Source organism: Rhizorhabdus sp. GW822-FHT03C02 (assembly GCF_058801765.1).
In genome coordinates this window covers 148,676-170,048 of the sequence record NZ_JBXANN010000013.1, presented here as the reverse complement: position 1 = coordinate 170,048, position 21,373 = coordinate 148,676, and the positions used below count along the sequence as shown (strand labels likewise).

The window sequence follows — 21,373 nt, the reverse complement described above, 5'->3', positions numbered from 1 at the left end:
CGGGGAGGAAGGCGGCCGAAGAGGGGGCAATGATGATGGTATCGGGATATTCGCGGCAGCGGCAGCGGCTGCTGCGCGGAGCCAGCCTGCTTGTGCTGACGGCAATGCCGTTGGCGCCGGCCTGGGCCAATTGCAGCCCCAATCCGGCTCAGTCCACCGGGACGACGATCTGTTCGGGTACCACGACCACGCAACTGGTGGCGGCAGTCAACGGCGCGAAGGCCGTGGTCGAGGCGAACGCCGTGCTGTCCGCGTCGGGAGCGCCCGCGATCATTGCCAGTTCGACGCCGCCACCGCCGGGTCAATATACCGCCACCGAGACGCAGATCAGGATCGACGGGACCGTCACCAACGCATCGGGCCAGGCCATTCTCGTGACCAGTGGTGCCGGTAATCCCAATGACTATGCGACGTCGAGGCCGCTTGCGACGATCGTCGTCGGGGAAGGCGGCGTCGTCTCGGGCACCGCGGCGATCGCCGTCACCACCAGCAGCGCCAGCGGCTATAATGCCCGCGCCGATGCGATCGTGGTCAACAGCGGCACCATCACCAGTTCGGTCGCGGGCGGCTATGCCCTGCGTGGATCGGCCGATGCGACCGGCCGCTTCGAATCGATCGTCAACAACAGCACCGGCGTCATCAACGGAATCAGCGGCCAGGTGGGCAGCCTGACCAATCTCGGTCTGATCGAGGGTGGAACGGGAAGCGCTGTCGTCGACGCGGCAGGTCCGCTGCTCTATTACGGACAGGGCACCGTCAGCAACAGCGGCACGATCCGCTCGTCGGGTTCGGCGGCGACACTGTTCTTCAATCGCCTGAGCAACCCGGGGGACTATGTCGCGAATGCCGGCCTGATCGCCAACAGCGGCACCGGGCCGGCGATCGCCGGACAGTCGATCCTGCGATTGTCCAACGCCGCGGGCGGGACGATCCGCAGCAACGGGACCACGATCTTCGCGCCCGCCTATGTCGAACTGGTCAATGCGGGCCTGATCACCGGCACGACCGCGGCGATCGCATCGGGCGGGACGATCCGGCTGACCAACCGCGGAACGATCGACGGCAATGTCGTGACCACCAACACCAATCCGTTCGCGATCAGCATCATCGACAATGTCGGCGGGGTCATCGACGGCGATCTCATCCTCGGCGGCGGCAACGACGTGTTCATCGGTGATGCGAGCGATTTCACCAGGCCGATCGGCACGATCACGGGCCGGCTCGACGCCGGTGGCGGTATCGATACGCTGCGCTTCACCTTCACCGACGACACGACCCTGACCACTGCGATCGCCTTGCCGCAGTCGATCGAGCAACTGGCATTGTGGGTCGGCGGCAGTTCGACCCTGACGCTCGCCGACAGCTTCGTCAGCAGCGCGGGTATCGCCATCGGCGGCGGCGATCCGAGTTTCTATAATCCGGCAAACCGTTTCCTCAACAATGGGACGATCACCGCGCAGGGCGCGGCTCTGGTTTATGACGCGAGTGCGGTTGGCGGTATGGGCGTGTCCAACGCGGGCAGGATCACGGCCACCCTTACATCCTCGACCGATTTTGCCGTCGACCTCGGTCAGATCAGCGCGTTCGAAAACAGCGGCACGATCCGTGCCGTCGGCGGCAACGGCGTACGCACCATCGGCGCCAACGACTGGTCGAACAGCGGGACGATCATTGCCGACGGGACCGCCGTCACGGCCTCGCAGGCGATCGTCAACAGCGGCACGATCCGGTCGACGGCGGGCACCGGCCTCGATCTGTCGAACAGCCTGCATGGAGACGCGCGCAACAGTGGTCTGATCGAAGGCGCCCTGATCGGTGCGCGCATCACCTATGCGACGCTGATCAACAGCGGCACGATCTCCTCGGCGCGCACCGCCGTCGAGATCGGCACCTCGGGCCGGATCGACAATCTTGCCGGCGGCCTGATCAGCGGCGGTGTCGCGGCGATCGGACCCTCCACCCAATATGCGTCGGTGCAGGGGGCGACGGTCCGCAACGCCGGCACGATCCAGGGCAATGTCGATCTGGGCAGCACGACATCGTCGTTCGGCACCGCCAACATCTTCGTCGCCCAGCCCGGCGGCGTCGTCCATGGCGATGTCCATCTCGGCACCGGCCGCGATATTTTCGTCACGACGCTGGCCAATGACGGGCCCGGCCTGTTCGCCGGGGTCGACGGAGCCGTCACCGGCGAGGGGCGCGAGACGTTGCGCTACATCGTCGACGGCAATGCCAGCGTGACGCCGCAGTTGCGCGGCATCTTCAGTGCGCTCGCCTATGATCTCGCCAACGGGGCCAGGCTCGATATCCAGTCCGCCGCGGCGCAGTCGCTGAGCATCGGCTTTTCCGGGGTCGGCACCGTCGATCTGCGGGCGGATCTTTCGGGGAGTGCCGATTTCCCGATCCTCGATCTGCGTCAGACCTCGCTCCAGGCGGCGTCCGGCGCTTCGGTCCCGGCCAATGCGCTCGACGTCACCAGCCGCGGTACGCTCACCATCGTCCATGATCAGGCTGCGAGCTATGCGTTGCCGGCGGTGTCGGTCGGTACCGGCAGCAGTTTCACCAATGCGGGCACGATCATCGCCCGCGAACGCACCAACGGAGGCTATTCGGGAAGCCTGAGCGCGATCGGCGGGGGCGGGGGGACCGTCACCAATTCAGGTATGATCAGCCTGGACGGCGCGATCGGCATCAACGGCGGCTATTATTATGACGGCAGCGGGGCTCTGAAGGTCGTCAACAGCGGCACGATCGCGCAGATCGACGGTGGCGCGCGATCGTCGGCTATCGTCGGCGCGACCGACATCACCAACAGCGGCCGGATATCGACGGCGGGCCCTGCCATCCTCATGACCAGTGTCGGCAGGATCACCAACAGCGGGACGATCGCCAGCAGCGCCGAGCAGGCGGTGCTCGCCAGTGGCTATTATTCGACCGTGCAACTCGTCAACGAGGCGGGCGGCACGATCGTCGGCGGTCCCGGCGCGATCGCGGTCGCGCTGACCGGGGGCAGCCTCCTGACCAACGCCGGAACCATCACCGGGGACGTCGCGCTGGCCTATAATCCCAATGGCTTCAGCGCCCCGGGCAGTGTCTATATCAATCGCGGCGGCACCATTGCCGGTAATCTGAGCTTCGGCAGCGGCAACGACATCATGGTCCTGCTCGACGGGCGCAGCGGGGTGTCGGGCACGATCGATGCCGGAGCCGGTATCGACACGCTCGTGCGCAGCTTCAGCACCAACGCCGGCGTCGATCTTTCGGCGCCCTATACGCTGCCCGCCGGTTTCGAACGGCAGGGCGTCGGCGCGCAGGGGGCGGGCACCAGCGTTACCCTGACCGGGACGTCCGGCGGCTTCGGTCAGCCGCTGTTGTTGATCGGCGACGGCACGGTCGTGAACATGGCGACGATCAACGCCGGGTCGACCGTGCGCAACGTCGTGACGCTGGGGGGCGGCAATCTGCCCGGGTCGAGCTCGACCCTGGCCTTCGTTAATCGCGGGACGCTGGCGGACGGGGTGAGCGGCTATGCCCGCAGCTTCGTCAACGAGGCGACGATCGGTACGGCCGCCGCCAATGTCGTGGCGGTGTCGCTCATCGCGAGCGCGCAGGCGGGATTCAGCTTCCGCAACAGCGGGACCATCGGCCAGCCGGCCGCCGTCGCCACCAATTATGAAGGCGCGCGCGGTGTGACGATCGGCAATGCCGCGATCGCGACGCCAGTCGACAGCATCGATATCGGCAATAGCGGCACGATCGAACGGGGGCTGTCCGCCGACGTCAGCACCAGGCAATTCGTCTTCACCAACAGCGGGACCATTTCGGCACCCGGCGACTATGCATCCTCGGTGTTGCTGTCGGTGGGACAATCGGGATTCAGCCTGACGAACCCGGTCGACGCGGACTCGGCGAACATCGTCAACAGCGGGATGCTGACCGGCGGTATCGACGCCACGATCGCCGCCCGCACGTTGAGCTTCACCAACAGCGGCACGATCGGATCGTCGCTGGCGTCCGGGGAGGCGGTGTCGCTGACCCAGACCGGGCGGCAGGTCGATATCCCGGGATCGGACTACATGTTCGATGCGGCGCAGGACAAAGCGAGCCTGTCGAACAGCGGCACGATCAACGGCGCGGTCTCGCTGTCGGCTATCGCCAGGTCGGTCGATGCGGTGAACGGCGGCACGATCATGCTGGCGCAGGCCGGGCCGGACGATCTCTCCGCGGTCGGCGAGGCGGCGCTCGCGCTGAGCAGCGACAGCGACGTCGACCAGGTCACGACCGTGCGCAACAGCGGGACGGTCGAGGCGCGTGTCGCGGGCACCACCGCGCTCGCCATTTCCTCATTTGCCGTGTCGCAGGAGGGGCGAAGCGATCTTGCCGCTATCATGGGCCCGCCGGTCGCGGGCGGGGCAACGGCGTCGATCTCGGTGACGAACTCGGGCGTGCTGCAGGCCGATGGCGGCGCTTATTATCAGCCCGGCTACAGCCTCTATCCCTATTATCCCGACGTTCCGCCGATCCTGAACGCGGCGTCGGCGTTGAGCGTTTCGACCGTCAGTTCGGGCGTCGGCAGCGTGACGATCACCAACCAGGCCGGTGCGATCCTGTCCGCGAACGGCGCGACGGTCAATTCGCCGGCGTCCCCGTCGCCGCTTCCCGAAGGACTTGCCGGGGTCGGGTCGACCGCGGTCATCGTCTATGCCGACAGTCTGACGCTGACCAATGCCGGTACGATCCGCGGCGGCGCGGGCGGTATCGTTCCCGACGGTCTATATGTCGTGTCGGAGACCGCCTTCGAACCCCCGGCCGAGCGCTTCATGGCGGGCGCGATCCAGACCTATGGTTCCACCGACACCGTCACCAACATGGCGTCGGGCACGATCATCGGCTCGATCGATCTCGGCGATGGCGACGACGTGCTGACCAATTTCGGCACGATCCGCGGTGATATCCATCTCGGCAGCGGCAACGACCGGCTGGTGAACGCCGCCGGCGCGCAGCTGACCGGCACCGTCGACGGTGGCGAGGGCATCGACGATCTGCTGCTCGATCTCAACGGCACGACCCTCGACGGCACGCTGCTGCAGCGCTTCGTCAATTTCGAGACGATGGCGTTCACCGGCACCGGGCGGATCGGCAGCGGGCTCCTGCCGATGGCGACGCTGGCGCTGGCGGGCGGGGATCTGACCGTCGATGCGGGCGCCACGCTGCGGACGCAGGGGCCGGTCGCAGTGACCGGCAGCGCTGTCGCCGAGAGCTTCACCAACAACGGCGTCATCGCCGGGGCGGTGATGCTGGGTGGCGGCAATGATCGCTTCACCAATGCAGGCCGGGTGGACGGCATGGTCGACCTCGGCGACGGCGACGACCGGCTCATTCTCGGTTCGGGGGCGGCGGCGACCGGCTATGCGGGCGGGGCAGGCACCGATGCGGTCGAATTCCGCACCGCCGGCACCGCCGCGGCCCCCGCCGAGTTCATGGCGGCGTCGTTCGGCGGCTTCGAGCAGCTCGTCAACGGTACCGGCGTCAATGCCGTGTCGGGTCGCTTCGACGGTGCGATCCTGGTCGGCGGCGGGCGCCTGATCGGCCGCAGCGGCTCGGTCCTCAACGGCGCGGTCGACGTTGCCGCGGGCGCGACGTTCGGCAGCGCCGGAACCGTCAACGGCAATGTCGCGGTGGCGGGGACGCTCTCGCCCGGCGCTTCGCCGGGGACGATGACGATCAACGGCAATCTGGCACTGGCCGCCGGCTCGACGACCCTGTTCGAGATGACGCCGACGGTCAGCGACGCACTCGTCGTCAACGGCCGCCTGACGATCGCCACGGGCACCGCCCTGCAGCTGACCGGCACGCGCCCGCTGACGCCGGGGCGGACCTATGACCTGATCACCGCCAGCGGCGGGATCAGCGGCAGCTTCACGACGATCGACAAGGCGGCGACCGTGCTCGGTTTCGTCCGCCAGTCTGGCAACGCGATCCAGCTGCTCGGTACGATCGTGCTGCCCGACGGCAGCTCCGCCCAGGCCAGCCGCGCCGCCGACTATGTCAATGCGCTGCTGATCGGCGGCCAGGCCTCGACGGCGCTCGTCGACGGCCTGCCTGGTCTGTTGTCGGGTTCGGGATTCGGCAACCCGACGGCGATCGCCCGGCTCGGCCCCGAAGCCTATGCGTCGGCCGGACAGATCGGTGTCGAGAACGGCCTCGCCCTGGCCGGGGCGATGCGCGCGGCATCGCTGCGGCCGGCCGACGACGGGCTGTTCGGTTTCGGCCAGGGATTCGGCAGCTGGCGCAAGCTGGCGGGGAATGCGACCGACGGCACGGTGCGGGCCAATATACGCAGCTCGGGCGTCGTCGGCGGCATCGGCTATGGCCGGGGCGCCGCCTCGGCGGGCCTGTTCGTCGGCTATGTCGATGCACATCAGTCGCTCGGCGGCCTGGGTGCCTCGACCAATGCCGAGGGCGTGATCATCGGCCTCGCCACCCGCTACGGCCTGTCCGGCGTCGAGTTCGCGGGCCTTGCCGCGTGGGACGGCAGCCGGGCGCGGACCAAGCGCGCGCTGCCCGGCGGCGCCACCGCCGCCGATCGCTACGATCTGCGCGGATGGACGCTCGACGGCAACGTCTCCTATCCGGTCGCGCTGTCGGATCGCTGGCTGTTGCGGCCCGAGGCGGGGCTGACCTTCGTGTCGTCGCATCGCGCCGCCGCCCGCGAGACCGGCGGCGGCGCCTATGCGCTCGATGTCGCAGGACGCACCACCAAGGCGACCTTCGCCAGCGGTGCCCTGCGCCTCGAGGCTCGTCAGGGCGCAATTCGGCCCTGGGGGACGATCGGCCTGCGCCACCAGCTGACCGGAGAGAAGGGCCAGGCCTTCGCCTCCTTCACGGGCACGACGATCGGTTTCGCGACACCGGGCGCGGCGCGTGGGTCGACGCTCGGGACCGCAGGCGCCGGTGTGGTGGCCGATGTCGGTGCCAGGCTCCAGCTCTGGGCGAGCGGCAATGGCGACTTCGGCGCCGACGGCAAGGGCGTCAACGGAAGCGTGGGACTGCGCATGGCCTTCTGATCGCGAGCCCGGGGCGCGCGATGAACGCTGCGTGGGCAGCGATGGGATCCCGTCGGATATTTCATCCGGCGGGAAATCCCTCTAGCTATTGTCCGCATGCCCGAACTTCCTGAAGTCGAAACCACCGTCCGCGGGCTCGAGCCCGTGCTGGGCGGCCGCCGCCTCGTCCGGGTGGAAACCCGCCGTAGCGATCTGCGCCGGCCGTTCCCGGTCGACCTGCGCCAGCGCCTGACCGGCGCGACCGTCACCGGATTCGGGCGGCGCGCCAAATATGGGCTGATCGAGACCGATCGCGACGACGTCATGATCTTCCATCTCGGCATGTCGGGGCGCTGGCGAATCGATCCGTCGGAGATCGGCAAGCATGACCATCTGCTGCTCGAGACCGACGAGGGGCGCATCCTCGCTTTGTGCGACCCGCGCCGATTCGGTTCGGTCGACCTGGTGCGCAAGGATGCGCTCGCCGATTTCCCGGCCTTCGTGGCGCTCGGTCCCGAGCCGCTCGGCCCCGATTTCGGCGCATCTTATCTGGCGAAGGCGATCGAGGGGCGGTTCGCGCCGATCAAGGCGCTGCTGCTCGACCAGCGAATCGTCGCCGGACTGGGCAATATCTATGTGTGCGAGGCGCTCAACATGGCCGGCATCGATCCGACGAAGCCGGGCGGGCAGGTGCCGACCAAGCGACTCGGGCTGCTCGTCGATTCGGTGCGTACGGTGCTCGAATCGGCGATCGCCGCGGGTGGTTCCTCGCTGCGCGATTATGCCCGGCCGGACGGCGAACTCGGCTATTTCCAGAAGCAATGGCGGGTCTATGGCCGCGAAGGCGAGGCGTGCGACTGTGGTACGGTGATCGCACGGCGCGTCGACGGGGGGCGATCGACCTTCTTTTGCCCCAAATGCCAGCGTTAGAGTTGACCGAAGGGGCCTCTCTGTGTATTGGCGCGGCCTTCCCGGCGAGGGTTTGTCCTGCGCCGTTTCTGTCATTTATAGGTTTTGAGGAACAGCATGGCGAACACGCCGCAGGCAAAGAAGCGCATCCGTCGCAATGACCGTCGCGCCGAAATCAACGGTGCACGGGTCAGCCGGATCCGCACCTTCGTGAAGAAGGTCGAGTCGGCGCTCGCCGCTGGCGACCAGACCGCCGCCGCCGCGGCGCTCGCCGCCGCGCAGCCGGAGATGGCCCGCGGTGTTTCGAAGGGCGTGCTGCACAAGAACACCGTCTCGCGCAAGTTCTCGCGCCTGACCAAGCGAGTCGCCGCCCTCGGCTGATCGCAAACCTTTGCTGTCACAAAAGCCCGCTTGCAGCGATGCAGGCGGGCTTTTTGTTACACGCCAGTATCGACCGGCTAAGCCCCGGAAACTGTTTGATTCGTAGCGCGCTCGGGCTGCTAATGTCTTGAAATCGTAACAAAAAATATCTCTCCGGAGGCGAGGCCCCGGCTTTGTTGAGTCAAGCGTCATTATTTCACTTATGTGAAAATTGATGGACTTGATCGCACCGCTGCGATGGCCAAAGGTGCCCTCAGCCCCGAACGGAGATTCTCTCCGGCGGGTCCAATGACGAGTTTCGAAACGGTAACCCGGGTGCAGACTGTGCCGGGGCGCGTGAGGGGTTTTGTCTCCATTTTTTTGTGCAACGAGCTGCCGCAGGGCGCTGCAGCCGGAGAGGATTTGCGTGTCCGATCGCGTGGGTGTGCCAGATGTCGACAGCCGGATCGCAGGGGCGCAGGCGCCCCTGGCCGCGGCCGTCGATGCGCCCCACGCACGTGATACCGAATCTTCGCACATCGACGGCAAGAACAGGGGACTGATGGACGTAGCAATGGAAGATCCGCTGTCGGCGGCATGGGAATCGATTCGCGCGAATCTGCGCCGCAGCATCGGTGCGCGCACGTTCGACGGATGGTTGCGCCCGCTGACTCTGGGCGAATGCGATCTCGCCGGCGGGGCCGTCGTGCTCAACGCGCCGAGCGAGTTCATGGCCAATTGGGTCAACACCCATTTCATCGACCATCTGCGCCATGGCTGGCGCGCGCTGCTGCCGCAGATCGACCATGTCTCGATCGCCGCGGCGCCCGCCGCCGAGCGCACGGCGATGTTCTCGGCCGAGCCCGCGCCGGTCGCGACGGTCGTCGAAGCCGCCAAGCCGGTCGAGGCTGCGCCCGTCGGGCGGGTCGGCACCCCGCTCGAGGCGCGCTACACCTTCGAGAGCTTCGTCGTCGGCAAGGCGAACGAGGTCGCCTATAACGCGGCCCGCACGCTGGCGGAGGGCGGCAAGCTCAACTTCAACCCGCTCTTCCTCCATGGCGGCACCGGGCTGGGCAAGACCCATCTGATGCACGCGATCGGCCATGACTATCTGGCGCGCCATCCGGGCGCGAAGGTCGTCTACATGTCGGCCGAGAAGTTCATGTTCGAGTTCGTCTCGGCGATGCGCGCCAAGGACACCCACAGCTTCAAGCATTGGCTGCGTGCGGCCGACGTGCTGATGATCGACGATGTCCAGTTCATCGCCGGCAAGGAATCGACCCAGGAAGAATTCTTCCACACGATGAACGAGCTGATCTCGGCAGGCCGCCGCCTGGTGATCAGCGCCGATCGCAGCCCGCAGGATCTCGACGGCATCGAAAGCCGGATCCTGTCGCGCCTGTCGTGGGGCCTCGTCGCCGACGTCAACCCGGCCGATTTCGAGCTGCGGCTGAACATCCTCACCCGCAAGCTCGAATCGATGCCGCAGGCCAATGTCCCGGCCGATGTGGTGATGTTCCTCGCCAAGCGGATCAGTGCCAACGTCCGCGAGCTCGAAGGCGCGCTCAACCGCGTCGTCGCCTATGCCGCGCTGTCGGGCAAGCCGATCGACATCGACTTCACCCAGACGACGCTCGCCGATATCCTGCGCGCCAACCAGCGCCGGGTGACGATCGACGAGATCCAGCGCAAGGTCTCCGACCATTACCGGATCCGCCAGGCCGAGATGTCGTCGGCGCGCCGTGCCCGCGAGGTCGCCCGCCCCCGTCAGGTCGCGATGTATCTCGCCAAGCAGCTGACCCCGCGTTCGCTGCCCGAGATCGGCCGCCGCTTCGGCGGGCGCGACCATACCACGGTGATCCATGCGGTCCGCCAGATCGAGAAGCTGCGCCAGACCGACGCCGAACTCGACGCCGACGTCCGGTTGCTGATCCGCCAGCTCGAGGGCTGAGCCCGACCTTTTTGCGGTTCGAATTCAAAACCCTCCCGCAGCGATGCGGGAGGGTTTTTGCTGTCCGGCGGGGGTCGCGCGGCGGGAATATTCACCCTACATGGGGATCATGTCGGCCGCGCTCTACAATCCCACCATCCTCCGTCTCGCGACGAGCATCCCGCACCACAGCCGTCTCGCCGCGCCGCAGGCGAGCGTCTCGAAGCGCTCGCCGATCTGCGGCAGCCGGGTGACCGTCGATGTCGTGCTCGATGCCCAAGGCCGGGTCGCCGAACTGGGGCAGGAGGTGCGCGCCTGCGCGCTGGGCCAGGCCTCGGCCTCGCTGATGGGCGCGCATGCGATCGGGCGGACCGCCGCCGAGCTCGCCGAGGCGCGCGACCGGCTCACGGCGTTCCTGGCCGGCCAGGCCGATTCGCCCGGCGACTGGCCCGGCATCGACATATTCCTGCCCGCGCGCGATTATGCCGCGCGCCATCCGTCGATCCGGCTGGCGTTCGAGGCGGTGGCCGAGGCGGCGGCGCAGGTCGCGGCCGGGGATGAGCCGGTTGCCGCGGCTTCGGCGCAATGAACGAAAGCCATAGTGGGACATTGCTGCTCGGCGACGGCGTGCTGCTGCTCGGCGCGGCGCTCGTCTTCGTCCTGATCTTCCGCCGCCTCGGCCTCGGTGCGACGCTGGGTTATCTGGTCGCGGGGGCGACGATCGGGCCGCAGGGGCTGGGGCTCATCGGCGACGCCGAATCGAAGCTCGGCATCGCCGAACTCGGCATCGTCCTGCTGCTGTTCCTGGTCGGGCTCGAGCTCCATCCCAATCGGCTGTGGCGGCTGCGGCGCGACATTTTCGGCCTGGGCCTGGCGCAGGTCACGCTGTGCGGGCTTGCGCTGAGTGGCGTGATCTATGTGACCACCGGCTTCAGCATGCCGGCATCGCTCGCGCTCGGCCTGCCGCTGGCGCTGTCGTCGACCGCGCAGGTGCTGCCGATGCTCCAGTCGGTCGGCCGGCTCAACACCCCGTCGGGCGAGCGCGCCTTCTCGGTGCTGCTGTTCCAGGATCTGTCGATCGTGCCGCTGATCACGATCATCGCCGCGCTGTCGCGCACGCCGCCGGCACCGGGTACGCCGCCCGGCTGGCAGCTCGCGCTCTACACGGTCGGGGCGGTGGTCGGTCTGGTGCTGCTCGGGCGGTTCGTGATCAACCCGCTGTTCCGGCTGATCGGCAATCTCGGCGAGCGCGAACTGTTCGTCGCCGCCGGCCTGTTCACCGTGATCGGCAGCGCCGCGGTGATGGAGGCACTGCATCTGTCGACCGCGCTCGGCGCGTTCGTCGCCGGGGTGATGCTCGCCGATTCGCCTTATCGGCACGAGCTCGAAACCGACGTCGAGCCGTTCCGCACGATCCTGCTCGGCCTGTTCTTCATCGCGGTCGGCATGCTGCTCGACCTCCATGTCATCGCCGAACGCCCGCTGTTCGTGCTGGCGATGGCGCTCGCGGTGGTCGCGACCAAGGCGGTGGTGATGTTCGGGGTCGCCAAGGCGTTCGGGGTGAGCAACCGGTCGGCGCTCGCCTTCTGCCTGCTGCTCAGCCAGGGCGGCGAATTCGGCTTCGTGCTGTTCGCGCAGGCGCAGAACGCGCTGCTGATCAAGCCCGAGGCGGCGAGCCTGTTCAGCGCGATCGTCACCCTGTCGATGGCGTCGACGCCGTTCCTGATGATGTTCGCGCAGCGTTTCATCCAGCCGAAGGTAGCTGCCGAAGAACGGCCCGGACCCGACGGCACCGAGGAATCGGCGGCGATCGTGGTCGGCTATGGCCGTTTCGGGCAGACCGTTGCGCAAATGCTGATGGCATCGGGTACGCAGGTCACGCTGATCGACAACAATGCGTCGCAAATCGATATTTCGCAGAAATTCGGCACCAAGGTCTTCTACGGCGATGGCACCCGGGTCGACCTGCTCCGCCAGGCCGGCGCCGATCAGGCGCGCGCGATCATTTTCTGTGTCGATGGCGATGGCCTTGGCAAGGCCGAGCTTCAGCCGGTGTTGAACGCCTTTCCCAAGGCATCGGTGCTGGTGCGCGCCTTCGACCGGCGGCACATGATGGCGCTGGCCCGGCTCGACCTGACCGGCGCAGTGCGCGAACTGTTCGAATCGGCGGTGCTGCTGGGGCGCGAGGCGCTCGATGCGGTCGGAGTATCCGGTGGCCATGTCGACAAGATCGAGGCCGAATATCGGCGGCGCGACGGGAGCCGGCTCGAGGCGCAGATGGCGAGCGGCGATCTCGCCAGCGAGCGCGAGCTGATGTTCACCCCCGAACGCCGGCTCGAGCTGAAAGCGGAGGATGACGATTGATGGCACGGCGCAAGGGGGCATCGGGCGGGGGCGATCCGCTGGCGGCATTGATCGCGCTGTCGGGTGCGGTCGCGGTGATGGCGGGTGCCTATGGCGCGCATGGCGCCTCGGGCAAGGCGGCGGCGTGGCTGGCGACCGGCGCCGAATATCAGATGATCCACGCGGTCGCCGGCTTCGTCGCGCTCGGCCGTAACCGCGCGATCGCCGCGCTGTTCCTGTTCGGCGCGCTGCTGTTTTCCGGCACATTGTTCGCGATGGCGTTCGGCGCGCCGCGCTGGCTCGGCGCGGTCACTCCGCTCGGCGGACTGGGGCTGATCCTCGCCTGGATGTGGCTCGCGGTGGATTGCCTGCGCAATCGCTGAGCAGGCGCGGGGTTAGAGAGCGCGCTCCGCGTCGAGAAACGAAGCGACGTCGCCCAGGTCGACCTGCTTCTCGAGGAAGGTCCGGCCGATCCCATGTGCGAGCAGGAAGGGCAGGCGGCCGCCCTCCATCTTCTTGTCGTGGAGCATGTGCGCGACCAGCGCCTGGCCGCCGGCATCGACTCCGGCGGCCTTCAAGGTCGCGGGAAGCCCCGCGGCCGCGAGATGCGCGCTGACCCGCGCCGCGTCCTGTCCCGGACACAGCCCCTGCGCGGCCGAGAATCGGAAGGCGAGCGCCATGCCCGCGGCGACCGCCTCGCCATGCAGCAGCTTGTCGGAAAAGCCGGTCTCGGCCTCGAGCGCATGGCCGAACGTATGGCCGAGGTTGAGCAGGGCGCGTCGGCCGCTGGTCTCGCGCTCGTCCTCGCCGACGATCCGCGCCTTGGCCGCGACGCTGCGCTCGATCGCATAAGCGCGGGCATCGGCATCACCGGCGAACAGCCGCACGACATTCGCCTCGCACCATTCGAAAAAGGCGAAATCGTCGATCAGCCCATATTTGACGACCTCGGCATAGCCGGCCCGGAGTTCGCGCGGCGGCAGGCTGTCGAGCGTGGTCGGATCGATCAGCACATGGACCGGCTGGTAGAAGGCGCCGACCATATTCTTGCCGGCGCGGCTGTTGATCGCGGTCTTGCCGCCGACCGAACTGTCGACCTGGCTGAGCAGGGTCGTCGGCACCTGGACGAACTGGCAGCCGCGCTTGAGGATGGACGCGGCGAAGCCGACGAGGTCGCCGATCACCCCGCCGCCGAGTGCGACGATCGTGTCGGTGCGCTCGACCCCCTGGTCGAGCAGCCAGTCGGTGAGCTGTTCGAGCATCGGCCAGCTCTTGGTCGATTCGCCGGCGGGCAGCACGGTGACCGGGTTGGCGATCCCCGCCGCATCGAGCGCGGTCTGGAGCCGCTGGAGCTGGTTGGGGACGATGTTGCGGTCGGTGACGATCACCAGCCGGCCGCGCCGGGCGAAGGGGCTGAGCAGTTCGCCCGCGCGGTCGAGCGCGCCCGCCTCGATCCGGATCGTGTAGCTGCGCTCGCCGAGCGCGACCGGCACATCGGTCATGCGTCCAGCGCCTTCGAATCAGTGGCCTTCGAGCTCAGCGCCTTCAGGATATTGTCGACGGTCGCCTCGTGCGGCAGCGGCTGGCTGCGGACATGGACCGGCGCGAGCGCGTAGATCGGGTTGCGAATAGCAGCAAGTTCCGCGAGCGCCTGGCGCGGGTCGCGGTTGCGCAGCAGCGGACGGCTGCCGTCGCGCCGTCCGACCCGTTCGGCGAGGACGTCGAGATCGGCATCGAGCCAGATCGCGGTCGTCCGCTCGAGGATCAGCGCGCGGGTATCGTCTTGCATGAAGGCGCCGCCGCCGGTCGCGATCACCTTGGGCCGGCCGTCGATCAGCCGGGCGATCACCCGGCGCTCGCCGTCGCGGAATTCGCTTTCGCCGAACCGCTCGAAAATCTCGGGAATGCTGAGGCCAGCGGCGCGTTCGATCTCGTTGTCGGCGTCGACGAACGGCAGATGGAGGCGCGCGGCGAGGCGCTTGCCGACGGTCGACTTGCCCGTGCCCATCAGCCCGACCAGCACCAGCGGTCGATCGAAGATGGGCTGATTGTTCGGCAGGCTTGGCGGCATGTCGTCGAGGGCTATACACATAGCCGCCCCCTCGGGCAAAAGCGCCTGCGTTGCAACCATGCCGTTCATGGCCGAAGGAAACTCATGTCGCGTCTCAGCATCATCGTGGTGGTCGTCATTCTCGTCATCGTCGTGGCCCTGGTCGGGCTTGGCTTCACCCATACCGAAGTCCAGCCGGTGAAGGTCGAAAAGGCGATGCTGAATGGCACTGCCGCGCAATAAGGCGGTCCTGCTCGCCGGGCTCGGCGCGCTCGCACTCGCGTCGGGGGCGGTGCTCGCCCAGGGCGCGCCCGAATCGCTGCTGCCGCCCGGATTCGGGCAGGCGCCGCAGCCCGCCGCGCCGCGCCCGGCCGAACCCGCGCCCGGATCGGCGCCGCAGGCCCCGGGCCAGGCCCCGTCGGGGCCGGCGCCCAGCCTGACGCTCGATCCGGCGATCCTCGGCCTGTCCGAACCGGCACCGGTCGTCGAGAAGCTCGAACTGCCCGACGAGGCGCGCCGGTCGACCGCGGTGGTCGGCGCCTTTGCCGGCTTCGGCGAGAACGCCTTCGGTTCGGCCGACGGCCGTTTCCTCTCGGTGCTGATGCGCCGCCTCGACGTGCCGATCGCCTCGCGCTGGGCGTCGATCAGCCTGCGCCGCGCGCTGCTGTCGCGGGTGCCGACCCCGGCACGCGTCTCGGCCCCCGACTGGATCGCCGAGCGCGCCTGGCTGCTGCTGCGCATGGGCGAAGCCGATGGCGCGCGGATGCTGGTCCAGGCGGTCGACGTCGGCAATTTCAACGCGAAAATGTATGCCGTCGCCGGCCAGACCGCGCTGGCCAATGCGGACACCGCGGGACTGTGTCCGCTCGCCGATGGCGGCGCGATCCGCAGCAAGGAACCGATCTGGCCGATGGCGCGGGCGATCTGCGCGTCGCTGTCGGGCGATACCGCGATCGCCGACGTGCTGATGGACCAGGCGCGGCGCCGCACCCGCGACGGGCGCGGGATCGACATCCAGCTCGCCGAAAAGATGATGGGGGTGAATGGCGGCGGTGCCCGCGGGGTCAATGTCGAATGGACCGGGGTCAACCAGCTGACCACGTGGCGATTCGGCATGGCCAACGCGCTGGGCCTCGTCATCCCCGCCGACCTGATGGGGACGGTCGGCCCGCAGGTGTCGGCCTGGGCCGCGCGCAGCCCGATGCTGCCCGCGTCCGAACGGCTCGACGCGGCGATGGTCGCGGCGCGGCTGGGCGTTTTCTCCAATGCCGCACTCGTCGATCTCTACGGCGCGGCGGGCGAGGAGGCGCAGGATCTCGACCGCGACAGTGCTGCCGGCCATCTGCGCGCCTGCTATGTCGGCGACGACGACGCGGCCAGGGTCGCGGCGATGCGCTGGTTCTGGACCGGCGAAGGCAAGCAGCAGGGGCAGCCGAAGGACCGGTTCGCGGCGCAGATCCTGACCGCGCGTGCCGCGGCGTCGATCCAGCCCGCCTCGGACCATGCCGGCGATGCCGTCGACCTGATCGCGGCGATGATGAGCGCCGGGCTCGATCGCCGCGCGGCGCGCTGGGCCGGGGTGGTGCAGGGCATGTCGCCCGAGAAGGCCGACCCGGCCTGGGCGATCCTCGCGGTCGGCACGCCGCGCCCGGTGGTCGATCTCGCGGTCGACCGGATCGACGGCTTCGCCGCGCGGCTGGCCGACAGCGATCCGTACAAGGCGCAGATGCTGATCGCGGCGCTCGCCGGGCTCGGCCGGCTGTCGGGGCCGGACGAGATCAAGCTCGCCACCGACTATAAGGTCGGCTTCGACATGAACTCGGTCTGGGCACGGCTGATCACGACCGCGGCGGCCCGTCGGCAGCCGGGCACGGTCGCGCTGCTGGTGGCGGTCGGCATGCAGAACCGCAGCTGGCGCGGGGTCCGCCCGGCGATGTTCTACACGATGATCAACGCGCTGCGGCAGGTCGGGCTCGACGGTGAGGCGAGGATGATCGCCGCCGAGGCGATGTCGCGATTGTGAGGTCGATCGTCATTCGATCAGGCCGGGCTGCAAATGGCGCCGCTCTGCGCTTCCGGTGCTCACGTACATGAAGTACGCTGCGCTCCGGGTCTTGATCAGCACCATTTTCGCCGCGGCCTGATTCGAATGACGATCGACCTCGACGAGATGATCCGACCGATTGCGCCGGTGCGAGCAGGGGCGAAGCGATGACGTCGCTTCCCGACCGCGAGGCGATCCAGCAGTTCCTGGAAATGCTCGCGGTCGAGGGCGGGGCGGCGAAGAACACGCTGCTCGCCTACGGATCGGACCTGCGCGGCGCCTCGGAGTTTCTGGGCGGCGGGCTTGCCGGGGCCGACACCCCGGCGCTGCAGCGGCTGGGCGGCGAATGGATGAGCCTCAGCCGCACCAGCGTCGCGCGCAAGGCGTCGGTGTTGCGGCGCTTCTACGGTTTTCTCGAAGGCGAGGGGCTGCGCGGCGACGATCCGTCGGACGCGCTGCCGCGGCCGGCGACCCAGCGCGCGCTGCCGCGGACCCTGGGCCATGACGATATCGACCGGCTGTTCGCGGCGCTCGAGGCGCGCCGCGTCGACCGGCACGGCGATATGCTGACGCTGCGGCTGATCGCGCTGGTCGAACTGCTCTACGGATCGGGGCTGCGCGCGACCGAACTGGTGTCGCTGCCGCGACATGCGCTGCGCGGCGACCAGCCCTTCCTGATCCTGCGCGGCAAGGGCGGGCGCGAGCGGCTGGTGCCGATCTCCGACCGCGCGCGCGCCGCGGTCGCCGACTGGACACGCCATGTGCCCGGCGACCAGCCCTGGCTGTTCCCGTCGGGGAAAAGCTATCTGAGCCGGGTGCGACTGTTCCAGATGCTGCGCGAGGTCGCCGCCGAAGCGGGGATTTCACCCGAGCGGATCAGCCCGCACGTCCTGCGCCATGCCTTCGCGACCCATCTGCTCGAAGGCGGCGCCGATCTGCGCGCGCTCCAGACGATGCTCGGCCATGCCGATATCGGGACCACCCAGATCTATACCCATGTGAACAGCGCGCATCTGGTCGAACTGGTCAATAGTCGTCATCCGCTGATGGACCGGAAATGATCGATGATCCGTTGGCCGGAAATGCAGTAAATATCTGGACGGCAATTGGAATATTCACCGATGAAAGTCGTATCGCACGATTTTCGTTCTGAATTATCCAGAATGGAGATTTTGCCATGATCAAAATCTCCAGAAGATGCTGGATATGATGTACCTGATATGAATAAGGTCGCCCGTGGGGGCGGTTCACATGCTGGTATCGATTCGGTCTTCGGTGATCGCGTTGGCATTTTTGATGCTATCGTCTGTCGCGGTGGCGCAGGCGCCGTCGCGAGTTGCGCTGCTGATCGGAAACTCCCGCTATACCGGTCTTCCGGAGCTGGAAAATCCGACCAGCGATATTGGCATGGTTGCAGGTGCGTTGCGCCTCGCCGGGTTCGATGTCGTGGCAGGAAGCGATCTGACGCGCGCGGAAATGGTTTCAATGCTCGGCAAATTCGCCCAGCAGGCCGCCAATGCCGATGTCGCGCTGATCTATTATAGCGGGCATGGCTTCGCCAGCGGCGGCATGAGCTATCTCGTCCCCACCGACTACGCCAAGGCGAGCGGCACGGCCCAGGCGATTCCGGGGTCGTTCGCGGAAAGGAGCGTCGCCGGCGCTCGCCAGCTTCGTATCGTCGTGCTCGACGCCTGTCGGGACCAACTCGGCGGAAACTGGGGCGAGGTCCCGCGCGCGGCGCCGCGGACGGCAACGATGTACAGCGTGCAACTCGGCAACCAGGCCGCGGACGGATCGACGATCAACAGTCCGTTCGCACTCTCCTTCGCCCACCATCTGCTCGAACCCGATCTGACCTTGGAATCGCTGTTCGGGCTGATCGCCGCCGACGTCGTGAAGGCAGTGCGGGCAAGTCCCGAATTGAGTCTGGCGCCCGATATCGCCCAATTCCGCCTGGCCGCGGCTCCGGCACCCGAAAATGTCAGGACGGGCGGCGGACGCAGTACGGTGAACGATCAGGAGTTCGCCAAATGGCAGGTCTGCTCGCTCGCGCCTTTGCGCGACCCGTGCGATCGTTACCTGCGCGCCTATCCAAACGGCCGTTACGCACGATCCGCCTATGAGCATATCGCAGATCTCGACAAGATAAACGCGCTCAAGGTCCGGCGATCGGCAGACACGGACGAGCGCGTCGCCGAGATCGGTATTCGGGTGCGCAATGCTCCGCGCGACGATGGCAGCATCTATGTCGCCGAGGTCTTCGACGGCTCGCCCGCGCTCGGGCAATTGCTGCAGGGCGATATCATCACGCGCGTCAACGGGTGGACGGTCGACCTGTCGATCGAACCCGACGAGGCGCTTCGCCGCGGGCTCGCGCAGAATCATGGCCGCAGGGTCGAACTTCTCGTCGAGCGGGGTGGCTCGACGGTGATGGCGGTCATCAGGCCCGCGTTGGCGAGCGATCCATAAAGGGCGAAATGGGGGGAATGATGCCGAATAAATCGCTGTCGTGGATTGCGGCGCTGTTGTTGATCCCGCTGCTGGCGGCCTCGCCCGGGGCGGCGCAAGGCTTGTCGGGGGGCAAGGGCACCCCTTATAGCGGCCGCTTTCCAGCGAAATTTCCGGAAGCTGCCCGGCTTCAGTCGGTGGCGGTATTGCCGTTCACCGGCACGGACGGTGGCGATTTCGCCGAGGCGCTCTCCGCTGAATTTCGCTCGGCCACTCTCGATGGCGTGCCGTATTTCAAGCTTCGTTCGCTCGACGGCCTGATCGTACCGCCCACGATGCAGAAGCCCGCGCGGGACAAGAAGGGCAAGCCGATCGCGATGAGCGCGGAAAAGGTCGACCAGGGCTATTATGCCTATGCGGTCGCGCAGGGGCATCGGCTGAACGTCGACGTCGTCTATATCGGCCGGGTCGTGGTGCAGAGTCTCAACGAGCGCAAGACGAGCAAGACCAATTCGGTCTGCACCAAATCGAAGAAATTGTTCAAATGCGAGGAATCGCAGAACGTCACGATCAATTGCGCGACGACCAGTCTCGAATTCTCGGTCGTCCCCAAGGCGGTTCGGGTCCGGGACGGCGCGATCGTCTATTCGGAGACGATCTCCGGGCATGGCGAATTTTCCCGGTGCGACGATGACAGCGATCCTTCCCTGACCCTGGGCGAAATATTCGGCGTCAAGAAGAAGGACGAGAACGGCCAGGTCATCCAGAAGCCGACGACTCCCGCGGCCTTGTTCGTGCAGGTGCGCGGCGAGGCGGCGGCCAAGATTCGCCGGGCGGTCGCGCCCTTCAACCGGACGGTCATGGTGTTCTTCAAGAAGGCGGCGCCCGATCTGCCCAAGACCATGCAGACCGACTTCAAGAATGCGATCGCCTTCGCCGACGCCGGCCGGCTCGACCGCGCCTGCGCGATGCTGACGCTTCTCGAAACGCCCTCGACCTCGAACAGCGTCAATCTTCTCTACGATCTCGGGGTTTGCGCCGAGGCGCTCTCTCCCGATGAGCCGGCAAAGGCCTATGGCTATTATAACCGCGCCGACGTGCTGTTGCAGCGGCCCGACAAGATGGTTTCGGAGGCGCTGATGCGGGCACAGGCGATGACCAAGGGCGGTTCGGCCATCATATCGGCGAGCGCGAAATGATCTTGGGGCTGCCGGTGGCGCACAGCAGCGTCTTCGTTGACGTCGCCCTCGCAGCCGCCTAACCGGAGCCGATGGCAGTCTATCTGGAATTCGAGAAGCCGATCGCTGAACTCGAGGCGCGTATCGCGGAGCTTCGTGAGACGGCGGATGCGGGATCGATCGACATCGAGGGCGAGGTCTCGAAGCTCGAGGCCAAGTCCGAGAAACTTCTTCACGACACTTATGCGAAGCTGACGCCCTGGCAGAAGACCCAGGTCGCGCGCCATCCCGAGCGGCCGCATTTCAAGGATTATGTCGCCGGCTTCATCACCGATTTCGTGCCGCTGGCGGGCGATCGCGCCTTTGCCGACGATCTCGCGATCATCGGCGGCCTCGGCCGGCTCGGCGGGCGCCGGGTCATGATTATCGGCCATGAGAAGGGCGACGATACCGCGTCGCGGCTCCGGCACAATTTCGGCATGGCCAAGCCCGAGGGCTATCGCAAGGCGATCCGGCTGATGCAGCTCGCCGACCGTTTCGGCATCCCCGTCGTCAGCCTCGTCGACACCTCGGGCGCCTTTCCCGGGGTCCAGGCCGAAGAGCGCGGCCAGGCCGAGGCGATCGCGCGCTCGACCGAGCAATGCCTCGCGCTGGGCGTGCCGATGATCGCCGCGATCGTCGGCGAAGGCGGATCGGGCGGGGCGATCGCGCTGGCCGCGGCGAACCGGGTGCTGATGTTCGAGCATGCGATCTATTCGGTGATCTCGCCCGAGGGCTGCGCCTCGATCCTGTGGCGCACCGGCGACAAGGCCCCCGAGGCCGCCGAGGCGATGAAGGTGACCGCCGCCGATCTCGAACGGCTGGGCGTCGCCGACCGGATCATCCCCGAGCCCGTCGGCGGGGCGCATCGCGATCCCGCCGCGGCGATCAGGGCGCTGGGCGATGCGATCGGAGAGGAACTCGACAAGCTGGCGGGCAAGAAGCCGGCCGCGCTGCGCAATGCGCGTCGTGACAAGTTCCTCGCGATCGGCTGATCGCCGGAACCGCTCGGTGCGGTTCGGCGTC

Annotated in this window: 15 protein-coding genes; 13 read left to right on the top strand and 2 right to left on the bottom strand. The window is 67.4% G+C overall.

Annotated features, from left to right (window positions below; translation table 11 throughout):
* The first annotated feature begins 32 nt into the window (after positions 1-32).
* The 7 genes from AC1RM6_RS25480 (at position 33) to AC1RM6_RS25450 (ending at position 12,971) form a co-directional block, all read left to right on the top strand.
* Positions 33-7,067, top strand: a complete 7,035-nt coding sequence (locus AC1RM6_RS25480) for a hypothetical protein (RefSeq protein WP_493106509.1) — start codon at positions 33-35, stop codon at positions 7,065-7,067.
* 96 nt (positions 7,068-7,163) lie between these two features.
* Positions 7,164-7,976, top strand: coding sequence for a bifunctional DNA-formamidopyrimidine glycosylase/DNA-(apurinic or apyrimidinic site) lyase (gene mutM, locus AC1RM6_RS25475; protein WP_493106507.1), 813 nt, complete (start codon positions 7,164-7,166; stop codon positions 7,974-7,976).
* Between the two features lie 96 nt (positions 7,977-8,072).
* Positions 8,073-8,336: a 30S ribosomal protein S20 gene (gene rpsT, locus AC1RM6_RS25470; protein ID WP_493106505.1), complete on the top strand. Its 264-nt coding sequence runs from the start codon at positions 8,073-8,075 to the stop codon at positions 8,334-8,336.
* A gap of 541 nt (positions 8,337-8,877) precedes the next feature.
* Positions 8,878-10,266, top strand: a complete 1,389-nt coding sequence (gene dnaA, locus AC1RM6_RS25465) for a chromosomal replication initiator protein DnaA (RefSeq protein ID WP_493106501.1) — start codon at positions 8,878-8,880, stop codon at positions 10,264-10,266.
* 100 nt (positions 10,267-10,366) lie between these two features.
* Positions 10,367-10,834 carry an iron-sulfur cluster assembly scaffold protein gene (locus AC1RM6_RS25460; protein WP_493106499.1) on the top strand — a complete coding sequence of 156 codons (468 nt, stop codon included), beginning with the start codon at positions 10,367-10,369 and terminating at the stop codon, positions 10,832-10,834.
* Positions 10,831-12,609 (top strand): monovalent cation:proton antiporter-2 (CPA2) family protein, encoded by a 1,779-nt coding sequence (locus AC1RM6_RS25455; protein ID WP_493106497.1) that lies wholly within the window; start codon positions 10,831-10,833, stop codon positions 12,607-12,609. The genes AC1RM6_RS25460 and AC1RM6_RS25455 overlap by 4 nt, the downstream gene beginning before the upstream one ends.
* Positions 12,609-12,971, top strand: coding sequence for a DUF423 domain-containing protein (locus tag AC1RM6_RS25450; protein WP_493106495.1), 363 nt, complete (start codon positions 12,609-12,611; stop codon positions 12,969-12,971). Before AC1RM6_RS25455 ends, AC1RM6_RS25450 begins: the two co-directional genes overlap by 1 nt.
* Positions 12,972-12,983: 12 nt before the next feature.
* On the opposite strand, the gene aroB is transcribed toward AC1RM6_RS25450, so the two are convergent.
* Positions 12,984-14,090: a 3-dehydroquinate synthase gene (aroB, locus tag AC1RM6_RS25445; protein ID WP_493106493.1), complete on the bottom strand. Its 1,107-nt coding sequence runs from the start codon at positions 14,088-14,090 to the stop codon at positions 12,984-12,986.
* Positions 14,087-14,659, bottom strand: a complete 573-nt coding sequence (locus AC1RM6_RS25440) for a shikimate kinase (RefSeq protein WP_493106568.1) — start codon at positions 14,657-14,659, stop codon at positions 14,087-14,089. The genes aroB and AC1RM6_RS25440 overlap by 4 nt, the downstream gene beginning before the upstream one ends.
* Before the next feature lie 84 nt (positions 14,660-14,743).
* On the opposite strand from AC1RM6_RS25440, the gene AC1RM6_RS25435 reads away from it, so the two are divergent.
* From AC1RM6_RS25435 to AC1RM6_RS25410, 6 genes are all read left to right on the top strand, one after another.
* Positions 14,744-14,881, top strand: coding sequence for a hypothetical protein (locus AC1RM6_RS25435; protein WP_493106491.1), 138 nt, complete (start codon positions 14,744-14,746; stop codon positions 14,879-14,881).
* Positions 14,862-16,661: a hypothetical protein gene (locus tag AC1RM6_RS25430; RefSeq protein ID WP_493106488.1), complete on the top strand. Its 1,800-nt coding sequence runs from the start codon at positions 14,862-14,864 to the stop codon at positions 16,659-16,661. Before AC1RM6_RS25435 ends, AC1RM6_RS25430 begins: the two co-directional genes overlap by 20 nt.
* A 188-nt stretch (positions 16,662-16,849) precedes the next feature.
* Entirely contained in the window at positions 16,850-17,743 is an 894-nt protein-coding gene (locus tag AC1RM6_RS25425) for a tyrosine-type recombinase/integrase (RefSeq protein ID WP_493106486.1), read from the top strand.
* 190 nt (positions 17,744-17,933) lie between these two features.
* Positions 17,934-19,151 (top strand): caspase family protein, encoded by a 1,218-nt coding sequence (locus tag AC1RM6_RS25420; RefSeq protein ID WP_493106483.1) that lies wholly within the window; start codon positions 17,934-17,936, stop codon positions 19,149-19,151.
* A gap of 20 nt (positions 19,152-19,171) precedes the next feature.
* Entirely contained in the window at positions 19,172-20,329 is a 1,158-nt protein-coding gene (locus tag AC1RM6_RS25415; RefSeq protein WP_493106482.1) for a hypothetical protein, read from the top strand.
* A gap of 71 nt (positions 20,330-20,400) precedes the next feature.
* Positions 20,401-21,342, top strand: coding sequence for an acetyl-CoA carboxylase carboxyltransferase subunit alpha (locus AC1RM6_RS25410; protein WP_493106480.1), 942 nt, complete (start codon positions 20,401-20,403; stop codon positions 21,340-21,342).
* Positions 21,343-21,373 lie beyond the last annotated feature (31 nt).

Coding starts and splice junctions, on each gene's coding strand:
- AC1RM6_RS25425 (WP_493106486.1), top strand. CDS start 16,850: ATGACGTCGCTTCCCGACCGCGAGGCGATCCAGCAGTTCCTGGAAATG.
- AC1RM6_RS25420 (WP_493106483.1), top strand. CDS start 17,934: ATGCTGGTATCGATTCGGTCTTCGGTGATCGCGTTGGCATTTTTGATG.
- mutM (WP_493106507.1), top strand. CDS start 7,164: ATGCCCGAACTTCCTGAAGTCGAAACCACCGTCCGCGGGCTCGAGCCC.
- AC1RM6_RS25410 (WP_493106480.1), top strand. CDS start 20,401: ATGGCAGTCTATCTGGAATTCGAGAAGCCGATCGCTGAACTCGAGGCG.
- AC1RM6_RS25455 (WP_493106497.1), top strand. CDS start 10,831: ATGAACGAAAGCCATAGTGGGACATTGCTGCTCGGCGACGGCGTGCTG.
- rpsT (WP_493106505.1), top strand. CDS start 8,073: ATGGCGAACACGCCGCAGGCAAAGAAGCGCATCCGTCGCAATGACCGT.
- aroB (WP_493106493.1), bottom strand. CDS start 14,090: ATGACCGATGTGCCGGTCGCGCTCGGCGAGCGCAGCTACACGATCCGG.
- AC1RM6_RS25450 (WP_493106495.1), top strand. CDS start 12,609: ATGGCACGGCGCAAGGGGGCATCGGGCGGGGGCGATCCGCTGGCGGCA.
- dnaA (WP_493106501.1), top strand. CDS start 8,878: ATGGACGTAGCAATGGAAGATCCGCTGTCGGCGGCATGGGAATCGATT.
- AC1RM6_RS25430 (WP_493106488.1), top strand. CDS start 14,862: ATGGCACTGCCGCGCAATAAGGCGGTCCTGCTCGCCGGGCTCGGCGCG.
- AC1RM6_RS25440 (WP_493106568.1), bottom strand. CDS start 14,659: ATGCCGCCAAGCCTGCCGAACAATCAGCCCATCTTCGATCGACCGCTG.
- AC1RM6_RS25460 (WP_493106499.1), top strand. CDS start 10,367: ATGGGGATCATGTCGGCCGCGCTCTACAATCCCACCATCCTCCGTCTC.
- AC1RM6_RS25415 (WP_493106482.1), top strand. CDS start 19,172: ATGCCGAATAAATCGCTGTCGTGGATTGCGGCGCTGTTGTTGATCCCG.
- AC1RM6_RS25435 (WP_493106491.1), top strand. CDS start 14,744: ATGTCGCGTCTCAGCATCATCGTGGTGGTCGTCATTCTCGTCATCGTC.
- AC1RM6_RS25480 (WP_493106509.1), top strand. CDS start 33: ATGATGGTATCGGGATATTCGCGGCAGCGGCAGCGGCTGCTGCGCGGA.